This window comes from Flavobacterium sp. IB48 (assembly GCF_016405855.1).
Classification (GTDB): Bacteria; Bacteroidota; Bacteroidia; order Flavobacteriales; family Flavobacteriaceae; genus Flavobacterium; species Flavobacterium ginsengisoli.
In genome coordinates this window covers 651967-664329 of the sequence record NZ_JAEFCA010000002.1, presented here as the reverse complement: position 1 = coordinate 664329, position 12363 = coordinate 651967, and the positions used below count along the sequence as shown (strand labels likewise).

The 12363-nt window shown below is 33.0% G+C and carries 13 protein-coding genes; 8 read left to right on the top strand and 5 right to left on the bottom strand.

What is annotated here, in order from left to right:
• Positions 1-7: 7 nt before the first annotated feature.
• Positions 8-655, top strand: coding sequence for a DUF5661 family protein (locus JC605_RS09885; protein ID WP_198856015.1), 648 nt, complete (start codon positions 8-10; stop codon positions 653-655).
• 76 nt (positions 656-731) lie between these two features.
• On the opposite strand, the gene JC605_RS09880 is transcribed toward JC605_RS09885, so the two are convergent.
• Positions 732-1253 carry a hypothetical protein gene (locus tag JC605_RS09880; RefSeq protein ID WP_198856014.1) on the bottom strand — a complete coding sequence of 174 codons (522 nt, stop codon included), beginning with the start codon at positions 1251-1253 and terminating at the stop codon, positions 732-734.
• Positions 1254-1440: 187 nt separating this feature from the next.
• Here JC605_RS09880 and JC605_RS09875 point away from each other — a divergent pair, with 187 nt between their 5' ends.
• From JC605_RS09875 to JC605_RS09865, 3 genes are all read left to right on the top strand, one after another.
• Complete coding sequence (locus tag JC605_RS09875; protein ID WP_198856013.1) at positions 1441-2013, top strand: ferritin-like domain-containing protein; 573 nt, start codon at positions 1441-1443, stop codon at positions 2011-2013.
• A 66-nt stretch (positions 2014-2079) separates the two neighbouring features.
• Positions 2080-2811 carry a DNA-formamidopyrimidine glycosylase family protein gene (locus JC605_RS09870; protein ID WP_198856012.1) on the top strand — a complete coding sequence of 244 codons (732 nt, stop codon included), beginning with the start codon at positions 2080-2082 and terminating at the stop codon, positions 2809-2811.
• Positions 2808-3521, top strand: a complete 714-nt coding sequence (locus tag JC605_RS09865) for a DUF72 domain-containing protein (RefSeq protein WP_198856011.1) — start codon at positions 2808-2810, stop codon at positions 3519-3521. Before JC605_RS09870 ends, JC605_RS09865 begins: the two co-directional genes overlap by 4 nt.
• Before the next feature lie 122 nt (positions 3522-3643).
• Here the strand turns inward: JC605_RS09865 and JC605_RS09860 are convergent, their stop codons facing one another.
• Positions 3644-4144, bottom strand: a complete 501-nt coding sequence (locus JC605_RS09860) for a pyridoxamine 5'-phosphate oxidase family protein (RefSeq protein ID WP_198856010.1) — start codon at positions 4142-4144, stop codon at positions 3644-3646.
• A gap of 237 nt (positions 4145-4381) precedes the next feature.
• On the opposite strand from JC605_RS09860, the gene JC605_RS09855 reads away from it, so the two are divergent.
• On the top strand, positions 4382-4813 hold the full coding sequence (locus JC605_RS09855) for a response regulator (RefSeq protein ID WP_198856009.1): 432 nt from the start codon (positions 4382-4384) through the stop codon (positions 4811-4813).
• Here JC605_RS09855 and JC605_RS09850 read toward each other — a convergent pair.
• Complete coding sequence (locus JC605_RS09850) at positions 4803-7625, bottom strand: PAS domain-containing sensor histidine kinase (protein WP_198856008.1); 2823 nt, start codon at positions 7623-7625, stop codon at positions 4803-4805. The two genes, JC605_RS09855 and JC605_RS09850, sit on opposite strands and share 11 nt — an antisense overlap.
• Before the next feature lie 212 nt (positions 7626-7837).
• On the opposite strand from JC605_RS09850, the gene JC605_RS09845 reads away from it, so the two are divergent.
• Complete coding sequence (locus JC605_RS09845) at positions 7838-8179, top strand: hypothetical protein (RefSeq protein WP_198856007.1); 342 nt, start codon at positions 7838-7840, stop codon at positions 8177-8179.
• A gap of 439 nt (positions 8180-8618) precedes the next feature.
• On the top strand, positions 8619-9431 hold the full coding sequence (locus JC605_RS09840) for a hypothetical protein (protein WP_198856006.1): 813 nt from the start codon (positions 8619-8621) through the stop codon (positions 9429-9431).
• 60 nt (positions 9432-9491) lie between these two features.
• On the opposite strand, the gene JC605_RS09835 is transcribed toward JC605_RS09840, so the two are convergent.
• Both JC605_RS09835 and JC605_RS09830 read right to left on the bottom strand, forming a co-directional pair.
• Positions 9492-9752 carry a SemiSWEET family sugar transporter gene (locus JC605_RS09835; protein ID WP_198856005.1) on the bottom strand — a complete coding sequence of 87 codons (261 nt, stop codon included), beginning with the start codon at positions 9750-9752 and terminating at the stop codon, positions 9492-9494.
• A gap of 145 nt (positions 9753-9897) precedes the next feature.
• Positions 9898-10743, bottom strand: a complete 846-nt coding sequence (locus JC605_RS09830) for an SDR family oxidoreductase (protein ID WP_198856004.1) — start codon at positions 10741-10743, stop codon at positions 9898-9900.
• Positions 10744-11132: 389 nt separating this feature from the next.
• Between JC605_RS09830 and JC605_RS09825 the strand changes: the two genes are divergently transcribed.
• Positions 11133-12353, top strand: coding sequence for a response regulator (locus JC605_RS09825; RefSeq protein ID WP_198856003.1), 1221 nt, complete (start codon positions 11133-11135; stop codon positions 12351-12353).
• Positions 12354-12363: the final 10 nt, after the last annotated feature.

Below are 12363 nucleotides of genomic sequence, written 5' to 3'. Positions count from 1 at the left end.
GCAAGTCATGGGAACAAAAAGCGGTGCTTATCAGGATGTTTACATTAAAAGAGAAGATCAAATGGTAAGCCTAAAAAATGATGTGGTAGATTTTTGTGAAAAATACATAAAACCGATTCATCCTAAAGATTGGGATTGGTCGGTTCGTGATTTTGAAAATCCTAAAAATGACCCGACAATTGCAGAGGCAAGAGCTATTGCAAATGTTGTTTTTAAAGATTTAAATGATAAAAAACATACCGATGTTGATCTTTCGACAATGAATAATGTGCATGCGATAAAAGCCTATTTGGATCCGAAAAGTAAACATGAAGCTTTTAATATGGAAGAATTTGCTTTTGCCTTAAAAGTTGAATTGGAACACGGCAGAGTAAAAGATGTAAATGTGACCAATAATCATCCTTTTTTAACTGCTATGATTGCACTTGCACACATGACGGAAAGTTTGACTTATTATAAAAGACTGAAAGTGATGGAAGCAGAGGGAGAAATCTACGAAATTGTTAGAAAATTAGAAACATCGCCAGTTGGAAAAGAAAAATGGTATATAGAATTGGGCAAAGCCGAACAAGAACTTAACGAAGCCAGAGCAGGATTAGCAGAACGCTTGGCGCGTATGGACGATATTCCAGTATTGAAGATTATTGGAGATTAAGTAGTTAAATTTTATGCTCAAAAAAACCGTCTCGTTATTTACGAGACGGTTTTTTCTTTTTTAGTAGAATAAGATATTAGAATTTGCGTGGATCATTTTCTGGATATTCTTCATCATCCTTGTCTTCTTGAACATCATCTTCAATATAATCATTTTCGTGTTCATCAATATCTTCTTCAACATAATCGTCTTCATCATCATCATCAAAATCTTCATCGTCAATATCTTCCAAAACATCTTCAGTTTCGTTGAAGTCAAATTCATCTTCTTTTAAATCTGAAGGATTATCGAATTCGTCATTTTCATCTTCCAATTCAACTTCATAAATATCATCGTTATTGTCTTCAAGATCTCTGTCAGTATGAAAATCGTCATTTAAATCGTCCAAATCATCATCGTTGATATAATCATCTTGATCAGGATTCGGTTTATTCGGATTATGACCATTTCGTACCGTATAACCTCTTTCTGCAATTTCGCGGTTATCGTTATCAGGTTTTTTGATATCAGCTTTAAGATCTTCGCTCAAATTTCTATCGCTTGAGATATGCTCATTCAAATCTCGATTAATTCTGTTTTTATTATTGATAGTGTTCATGACATCTAGTTTTTATAATTAGTAATTACAAAGCTACCATGAAGAGATGCGAATCTATTATAGAATCATGAAGTGTAATTGTATAATTAACAGGTGTTTAGAATGGAATTTTAATTTAAAATTTTATAACCTCCCTCAAAACACAGGCAGTAATTTTATAATCCTATTAATCATTAAAAATAATACCATGAAAACTACAGATAATAAAACAGCAGCTACTGCAAAAGAAACGATTCCAAGAGGAGTAACAAAGCCCAAGTCGAACGCCGCATCGGGACTTACAGAATTGTTTGAAGATAGTCTAAAAGACATTTATTGGGCAGAGAAAGCATTGACAAAAGCCTTGCCGACAATGGTGAAAAATGCTTCTTCTGTTGAATTAAAAGATGCACTTGATAATCATTTAACTGAAACGGAAGAGCAAATTACTCGTTTGGAAAAAGTATTTGAAATTGTTGGTAAAAAAGCAACAGCCAAAAAATGCGACGCGATGGAAGGTTTGATTGAAGAAGCCAAAGGAATGTTGGAAGAAACCGAAATTGGAGTAGTGCGAGATGCCGCAATTATTGCCGCGAGTCAGAAAATTGAGCATTACGAAATTGCCACTTACGGTACTTTAAGACAATTTGCAGAAACGTTAGGTTTGCCAGAAGCCGCTACTTTATTGGAACAAACGCTTGATGAAGAAAAAGGAGCAGATAAAATGCTTACACAAGTTGCTGTAAATGCTATAAATCTCGAAGCCGCCGAAATTGAATAAAGCTTCAAAAATGAATGAAAGTGCAGTTTTCGAACTGCATTTTTTAGTTAAATAAAAATAATATATATGCCCGAAGGTCCGTCTATAGTAATCTTAAAAGAAGAAGCGAAACAGTTTACAGGACAGAAAGTGATTTCTGTTTCTGGGAATACTCATGCAGATATTTCTCGTCTAGACAGTAAAACTGTGCTTGCTTTTAAAACCTGGGGAAAACATTTTTTAATTTGTTTTGATTCTTTTACTGTAAAAATTCATCTGTTGATGTTTGGAACCTATCGAATAAACGAACGTAAGGTATCTAAACCCAGATTAAGTTTAGTCTTTGATGATGGAGAACTTAATTTTTATACCTGTTCGATTAAAATTCTAGAAGGTGACATTAATTCGTATTACGATTGGAGTGTTGATGTAATGAATGAAAATTGGAATCCGAAGAAAGCACAGATGAGTATTGAGAAAATGCCCAAAAAAATGATTTGCGATGTGATTCTGGATCAAGATATTTTTTCTGGAGTGGGGAACATCATAAAAAATGAAGTTTTATATCGCTGTTATGTTCATCCCGAATCGATTGTAGAAAAAATTCCTCCTCATGTAAAAAGTCAGATTATTGGCGAATGTTCGACTTACAGCTTCGAATTTTTGTATTGGAAGAAGAAGTTTGAACTCAAGAAACATTGGGAAGCCTATACTAAAAGTGTTTGTTTAAGATGTAATCTGCCATTTCAAAAAAAACAGACTGGAGAACGAAAACGCAGAAGTTTTTTCTGCCCTAACTGCCAACAATTATATATATGAAAAATCAAGTAAAAATAGGTTGTTCCAGCTTTTACAACAGTTTTTGGAAAACTGTTTTTTATCCTCAAAATCTTCCCACTAAAAAATGGTTTGAATTTTATTGCCAACATTTTGACACTTATGAATTTAATGGCAGTTTTTATAAATTTCCGACCGTTCGCATTTTTCAAAATTGGCACAACAAAACGCCAGACTTTTTTATCTTTTCGATCAAAGTGCCAAAAGAAATTACTCATATCAAAAAACTGATAGACTGCGAAAGCCGTTTAAACGATTTTTATAATATTTGTAAAGAAGGAATGAATGATAAACTTGGAGCTATTTTATTTCAGTTTCCGCCGAGTTATGCCTTTAGCAAAGAAAAACTAGAAGCAATACTAGGAATTTTAAACTACGATTTTAAAAATGTAGTAGAATTTCGTCATGAAAGCTGGTGGAATGATGAGGTTTGGAATGCATTTAAAGCAAATAATATTACATTCTGTAGTGTGAGCCATCCCAATCTTCCTCAGACTATTTTCAAAGATTTTCCAATGCTTTACATTCGTTTTCATGGAATTCCGAGATTGTTTCATTCTAGCTATTCTACAAAAGAATTACAGCACATAAACCATAAAATTCAATCTAAGAAAGGATTTGTCTATTTTAATAACACAGCAAGCGAAGCAGGTATTTTAAATGCTTTAGAATTGAAAAGAATGACTGTTTAATTTTATTCTAGAAATGTTGTTTAACCGCAAAGTACGCAAAGGTTTACGCAAGGCACGCAAAAGAAAAATAATCTTAGCGAACTTTGCGTAAACCTTTGCGTACTTAGCGGTTAAAGAGAAAACTACAATTTCAAACTTCCTTCAATTCCGTCATCCATTGTTTTTCCCGTTACTAATGCAGCGGTCATCTTAGCAATAGCAACCATTTTTCCGTTTTTGTTGTTCCAATAATAACCATCTTCAGGAACAAATTTTATAACACTCAAATTCGGATCGTCTACACCGCCCGGCATCCAGATTTTTACTGCGGGATTCCATAATTCCTCAATAGTTTCTCGGTCGTACGAAATACTGGCGGTTCCATGAAGCGTTAAAAACTTATCGTGAGGTTCTGCAAAGAAAATTTCGACCATCGGATTTAAAGTAATTTCGGCATTCTGACCGCTATTTCTGTCAGATAAGAACCATAGCTGTCCCAAGTCGTCAATTTTCTGAACAGACATTGGTCGAGATTGAATTCTGTATTCGTTATATGTGCAAAACATGCACGTTTTTATATGTGCAGCAAGATCTTTTATTTTATCTACTGCAAATTCATCTGTAAGGTCTTTATGATCGCCCATAACATTATATTTTTAAGTTATATTTTATAATTAATTGCTTGACAAATAAAGTTTTACTTGTACTTGAAAAAGCTAAAAGTAAAGTTGGTTCTTTTTACCCTTTTACAGCTTATATAATTAAACTTAGAAATTATGAGATTTCAATTTGCTGCGTTTTGTAAGAAATTAGTTCAAGATCTCTTTGTTACATAAAATTACATTATATTTGAGATTTAAATTTCTAAGCCAAAAGACACAATGACAGATTTTACTATATTCTATACCGATGACGACGAAGATGATTTGTGTATTTTTGCTGATGCAGTAGAGTCTATCCCCCAGAATATTAAACTTCAAACGTACTCTGGAGGACAACATTTCTTAAACGCTATTTCTGATCTGCCAGTTACGCCATACGTAGTCTTCTTGGATTTAAATATGCCTGGAAAAAACGGATTTGATGTTTTAGAAGAACTTCGAAAGTCAGATTGTAAAAAAGATGTTCCAGTTGTAATTTATTCTACTTCAAGTGAACCTGGCATTATTGAAAAATGCCGTAGTCTTGGCGCAAACTGCTTTATTACAAAGCCAGTTTTAATGAACGACATTATAAAATCTATAGAACATGCAATGCAGATTGATTGGAAAAAATTTATTCCTACGCAATCTAATTTTGTGTTTAAATATTAATTTCAGATAAATCTGGAAAGTAAATATTAAAAGTAGAGCCTTTACCTTTTTCGCTAGAAACTGTGATGAAGCCTTTGTGGTTTTCGACGATTTTTTTCACGATGGCAAGACCAATTCCGGTTCCTTTATATTCGCTTTCAGTATTTAAGCGCTGAAAAACCTCAAATATTTTTTCTTTATAAATCAATTCAAAACCAATTCCGTTATCTTTCACTTGAAGATGATGGTACATTTTGTCTTTAAATTCAGCATTTGGAAGTGATTTTCCATCAACTTTTGTAACCGAAATTGTTACTTTTGGAGCTACACCAGGAAGAGAAAACTTTAAAGCATTTTCTACCAAATTATGCAACAGCTGTCTAAACTGAAACTGAATAAGAATAGCTTCTCCTAAATCATGATATTCTACAATAGCATTTTTTTCTTCAATTCGATCAGAAAAATCACTTATTACTTCTTCTGCAATTTCGTCTATTTTGACTAATGTAAAAACACGATCGGCAGAATTGGCGCGAGAATAGGTTAATAAATCCTGAATGAGATTCTGCATTTTTTTTGCCGAAAACTCAATTCTGCTTAAATAAGTTTTGGCACTCGCCGACATATTCTGCTCGTCCAAATCGGTCAATCGACTGGCAAAAGTCTGAATTTTTCGCAAAGGTTCCTGCAAATCATGGCTTGAGATATAAGCAAACGACTGCAGTTCGATATTCATATTAACCAAATCTCTGTTTTTGAGTTCCAGTTGTGTGGTACGTTGTATAATTTGATCTTCAAGCTGATTGGTAAAGTTTTTCTGTTCTTCAATATCAGTACTAGTTCCAACCCACATTTGCACTTTTCCAAATTCGTCTAGTTGTGCAATTGCACGGCTGAGTTGCCATCTGTATTCGCCATCGTAACGTTTAAAACGGTGAATAAATAGAAAATCATTTCCTGTTTTTACAGACTCCATCCAGAGTTTTACATTCTCCTCGCGATCGTCTGGATGTACAATTTGAAGCCAGCCATTTTTTTCAATTTCTTCCTTCGACAATCCAGAATAATTATATATTGTTTGATTAAAATAATTTAGATTTCCCAAAGTGTCGCTTGTCCAGATAAGTTGCGGCATAGAATCGGCTAGGAGTCTGAATTTTTTTTCGCTTTTCATCAAAACCTGCTGGCTTTCTTTTTCGGCGGTAAAATCCATTACAGTTCCCAGCATTTTAGATGGTTCTTTATTTTCGTCAAAAAAGATTTTTCCGTGTACTTTAATCCATGCAATCGAATTGTCTAGTTTTAAAATTCGGGCTTCATATTTATAAATTCCCGTTTTTAATGCTTCCGCAAAAGCGTCTAAAACAATATGTTCATCTTCTGGAAGAATACGGCTTCGAATGTCTTGATGTACAATTTTTTTATCTTTTTCAAATCCAAAAATATCTAGAATGGTATCGCTGTAGATTAGTTCCTTAGTTTTAAGATTCAAATCCCACATGGCAATTTCGGCAATTTCAGCAGCTAAACGTGCTCTTGCTTCTGCAGTTTCAACTTTTTTTCTTGATTTTACTTTAGAAGTAACATCGTTTACAGTACACATAATGCCCGTAACCTTTTCATTTTTTTCGTAGAGCGGTGTATACTCGTAGTCAAGGTAGAATTTTTTCAGTTTGCCTTTAATATCAACATAGGCAATCGCTTCATTTTCGCGAATTGTTTTTCCGCTTGCAAGAATATCATGCAATAATTCGGGATATTTTTGATTTTCTAACTCCGGAAAAACTTTCAATAAAGGTATTCCAATACAATCCTTTTCTTCTTTTTGCCAAATATTATGCATCATACTTTTATTAGCCATTTCGATTGTTAAATCGTTGCCTCTAAAAATCGCCATTGCAATTGGCGAATCCATAACAATGCCACGAAAGGCTTTTTCTCTTTCGGCCAGTAAATATCTAGTTTTAACTTCTTCAGTAACTTCATAAGCGACAACGGTAACTCCAGTAATGTTGTTGTCTTCTTTTACAGGATAAAAAACAAGATTAAAATAAGCTAATTCTTGTTTGTTGTAACGATTTAAGGTTACAGCAAATTCATCTGCATAATAAGGTTCTCCTGTTTCGAAAACATTTTTTAAAATAGGATATGTTGTTTCTCGGGTTTCGGGAACAGAATCAAAAATAGGTTTATTTAGAATTGCGTTTTCTTCTCTATCAATGATATGAAGATACGTTGCGTTGGCCATTTCGACAATTAGATCGGCTCCTTTTAAAATACAAATTCCGAGTGGCAATTGTTTAACAGTATTTCTAAAACGTCTTTCGCTTTCTTCGAGTTTTTTGCGAGTAATGACTTGTTTAGTCGTTTCATTGCAAATAACCAAAACGCCATTTGTTTTTCCGTTTTCGTCGTTTACAGGACTATAGCTAAAGGTCCAGTAAACATCTTCCATTTTGCCATTTCTATAAATTGGCAGTAATTGGTCTTCGTGCCAAGTGGCTTCACCTTTTTGTAGTACCTGATCGATTAAAGGTTTTATAAAATCCCAGATTTCAGACCAGTAATCAGCGCCTTTTTCTCCAAGAATAGAAGGATGTTTGCCATTATTTCCTAAACTTGGACGATAAGCATCATTATAAAAGCAAATATGATCTGGTCCCCAAAATAAAAACATGGGAAATTTAGAGTTTAGAAGAATTCCTAAAGTAGTGCGAAGACTTTGAGGCCATGATTCTACTGGTCCAACAGCTGTATTGCTCCAATCTTTAGTACGGGTAAGTTTACCCATTTCTCCGCCATTTGCTAAAAAATCATAGTTGTAATTATTCATTAAAAATTTGTTTTTATTGTCTTGCCAATGAGTTCATTTTCATTGGCACAAAATGTGGTATTTTTTGTTTTTTTAATTAAGCGTTATTAAAATTAGTGAAAATAAATATTCGCAGAAATGCGATTTTTGAATGAGGCAAGATTAAAATCGTTAGAGTTAATTTTATCTCTTTTCTATACGGAAATTTGAATAACAGTTAAAAATAAAAAGCAATGAAAAGGGAAGATTCAAAACACGAAACCGATAATATAAAGAGATATCAAGATGAAGGCTACACGGTAAATTATTTATTTGAAAGTGATCGTCTGATAGATTCAGAAAGTAAAGTTGCTTATAAACCAGAAGATGTTTTTATTGTGGCGCATCATCGTTATGAAGGTATGAGTGATCCCGATGACATGTCTATTTTATATGTAATAGAAACAAAAGATGGCGGAAAAGGAACTCATTTGCTAGGATATGGTCCAATGGCAGATTTGGAAGAAGCCGAATTTTTTAAAGACATTCCGAAAGCCAATTATTCCAAAAATTCAGACATAAACGAATTAACATAAAAAGAATAAAAATAGATTAGTATTTTTATTTTGCTGATGAGCAGTTGTTTCAAATTTATTTGAGGCAGCTGCTTTTTTTTTAGTTTCTAAGCTACTGAGGTTCTAAGATGCTAAGTTTTTTTTCTTACTGTTTATGAAAAGTGGGAAAGGTAGAAGCTTAGTTTTTTAGGTTGCTTTTTTTTTTAGTTTCTAAGCTACTGAGGTTCTAAGTTACTAAGTTTTTTTGCTCTTTATTTTTTGAAGCATGAGAACCTTAGAACCTTAGCATCTTAGAATCTCAGAACCTTAAAATAATAATTATGAAATATCTCACCAAAATTGTATAAGGAATTGATTGGCAATATAAACGAACTTTGGAATATAGAAATTAAGTTAAAAACCAAGGTTAGTTTTTGTACGTAAATAGTTACTAACCACTTTACTAAATCAAAACCCTATTATGAAAAAACTTTACTTAAATACTGGAAGCTTTGATGCTGTTTTTAATAATTTGAAAGAGAGTTTTGGCGGAAGCTTAAAAGTCAATGCTAATGAATATAGATTAACAATTAAATCAAAATGGGCAAGAGGGAGTATTTCTGGAGTTCGTTTTGAAAAAGAAATGACTTATCTCAGTTTTGATTTAACTTTCAATCAAGAAATTAGTTTAAGCATCGAATCTAATCCGTTTTCGCCTGTGTTTTTTGCTTATTGCGAGAAAGGAAATGTTTTGCATAGTTTTGGTGCCGATGGAGCTACTAATTGTCTTAAAAAACAACAATCGGGTATTATGAGTAATTCTTCTATGATTAATAGTGTATTGTATTTTCAAAGCCATCAGCAGATTCAATTTTCAATAATTGGAATGCCAACAACAATCGAAAATAAAGAAACTGATTTTGTTTCTCAAGTGAAAAAAATATTTACGAGCAATTCTGGAAATTATATTTATATAGGCGACGAAAATCATAAAATTGGAGAGAAATTTCAGGAACTTAAAAGAATTCCAAATAGAGGAGCAGTTCGTTATTTATTAATGAAAAGTATTCTCAGAGAAGTTTTAGAACTAGAGATAGCACAACATAGTTATAATTATTTTACTCCGTTTGAGCCTATTTTGAACTTTGCAGTAAAACAAATAAGTGAGATTAAAAAACTATCTCATATGAAACTAACCGCAATTACAGCGCCAGTGCAGTTTTTAAAACGAAACTTACAACCTCGAAAATACCAATTGGAATTAAAGTCATTTGATCAAAAATTAGCTAGCTAGTAAGCATACCATATCTTTATCTACAAAAAAAACAGCTTTGATCAGGCTGTTTTTTTTTGCTTATTCTTTTTCATAGTAGATAATGAAATAAACCATAATAAGATTTAGAATAAAAGAAATACTATTGGTTAGAATAATGGGAAGATCTTTTTTTAGAATCCCATACAGAATCCACATTGCAATTCCGAACGTTAAAATGCAGAACATGCGAAGCGAAATTTCTTTTACTTTCTTTGTTTTCCAAATCTTTATAATTTGCGGAATCGTAGATAATGTAATGCACGCTCCAGCAAAAAGTCCGATGATGTCTATATAATTCATTTTTTTATTTTTTAAGGTTCTGAGTTTCTAAGATTCTAAGATATTCGTTGGTTTTGTCATCAGACTCATTGCGTAGATTACAAAAAGAAAAACTCAGAATCTTAGCATCTTAGAATCTTAGTGTCTTAGTATCTTAGAAACTTTCCTATCCCACCAATTCACCACCATTCACATGAATGAACTGCCCAGTAATATAACTGCTATCTTGAGAAGCCAGAAAAACATAAGCAGGCGCAACTTCAGATGGCTGTCCGGCTCGTTCCATCGGATTATTTTTTCCAAAATCAGATAAATTATCAAAACTTGCTACGATTAATGGAGTCCAAATTGGGCCAGGAGCAACACCGTTTACACGAATTTTTTTCTTAGCGAGCATACTCGAAAGCGAACGAGTAAAACTCACAATTGCGCCTTTTGTACTGGCATAATCGGCTAAGTGTTCGCTTCCGCGAAAAGCAGTCACGGAGGTCGTATTGATAATAACATCGCCTTCTTTTAAAAAAGCAAGAGCAGCTTTAGTAGCATAAAAAAAAGGATAAATATTAGTTTCAAAAGTTTTGTGAAGCTGAGCATTTGTAATCTTTTCGAATTCATTTTGCGGAAAATGTACAGCTGCGTTATTTACCAGAATATTAATATTTTTAAAAGTCGTGTGGCATTTTTTTATGGCAGTGCGACAAAATTTTTCATCTTTCAAATCACCACTAATTAAGAGACACTCTCGGCCTTCTTTTTCAACCATCGCTTTTGTTTCTAGAGCATCTTTGTCTTCTTTTAAGTAGACAATTGCGACATTTGCGCCTTCTCTTGCAAAATGAACCGCAACACTTCGGCCAATACCGCTGTCACCTCCAGTAATAAAAGCAGTTTTTCCAAGTAATTTTCCGCTTCCAACATAATTCTCTCTTATAATTTCTGGCTCAGGTGTCATCAAGTATTCATTGCCAGGAAGAGTTTGTTTTTGTTCGGGAAATGTCTGTTTCTTTTTCATGATTTCTCTCTTTTTAAGCTTTTATTTGCTTTTTAAAATTAGTTCTTAACTAAAATTTTGCTTGTCTTAAAAGAAATTTTGTTTGCTCCAATCAAAATAAAAGGGCAATCCTGTATGAAAATACATTCATTTTGTAAAAATGTTAAAGAATAAGAAATTTCTAATAAGTTAAGAATCATGTAGAATCTCCAAACTGATTAGAAAAGATGGGAATTTTGTAACTATTTACGGTTTAAATAAAAAACCTCCCCGTTATTTTTTTTATACATTTGAGAATTTCTGCACCATTTTTAAGAGGTGCACTTTGCAATTCATTAAAAAAATAAGAAAATATTTATATTTATTTTAAATTCAATTATTTTGATTTACAACCGATTTAGCTTTCCGACATGGTATTAATTGTAGACGATATAAGGGCCAATATTATTGCCCTGAAGAAAACATTAGAACTGCATAATATCGATGTTGATAGTGCCGAATCTGGTGAAGAAGCGCTCAAAAAAATCCTTAAAACAGATTACTGCCTTATTATTATGGATGTTCAAATGCCTGGACTTGATGGCTTTGAGGTAGTAAAAATTCTTTCTGGAAATAAACGCACAAAAGATATACCTGTTATTTTTCTTTCTGCACTTAACACAGAGAAAAAATACATTTTTAAAGGTTATGAAACTGGTGCTGTTGAATATATTACCAAACCAGTAGATAGCGATTTACTGATACTGAAAGTAAAAACCTTCATTAAAATCTACGAACAGCAGAACGAACTTAAAGCGATGAAAGATCTGCTTTCTAAAGAAATCAAAATTAGAAAAGAAGCGCAGGACAATCTCGAAATCAAAATTGCAGAAAGAACAAAAGAATTGGTTCAGAAAAATGAAGAACTAGAGCTTCGAAATCACGAATTGCAACAGTTTTCTTGGGTAGTATCGCACGATTTAAACGAACCCATTAGAAAGATTCAAATCTTCATCAAAATAATAAAAGATCTTTATCTAAAAGCAGACGACAAAGCTATCGATTATGTGGATAGGACAATAAAATCGGCAGAAAGAATGCAGACTTTAATTACCGATTTGTTAGCTTATTCTAGACTTTCGGCTCAAGTAAAACCAGAAAGAACCGATTTAAATGTTGTTTTACAAGAGGTATTGGGCGATTTTGATTATTTAATTGAACGCAAAAACGCTACAATTAAAACAAACGAACTTCCAACAGTAGATAGCATTCCGAGTCAAATGCGTCAGGTTTTTCAAAATCTGATAGGAAATGCTTTGAAGTTCTCTGGAAGTGAATATAAACCCGTAATCGAGATCACTTCTGAAACCATTTTAGAAAAATCAATAGATAGCCCGACTTCACCAGATGGCAAATTCTGCAGAATTATGGTAAAAGATAACGGAATTGGTTTTGACGAAATTTATCTTGACCGTATTTTTATTATCTTTCAAAGCTTGAATGACCGCCAAAGTTACGAAGGAACAGGAATTGGACTCGCGATTGCAAAAAAAATAATAGAAAAACACAACGGATTAATCACTGCCAAAAGCAAATTAGGCGAGGGAGCAAGCTTTATTATTGTGCTTCCTTTAAAATACGAATTAAAATAATTAGACATAT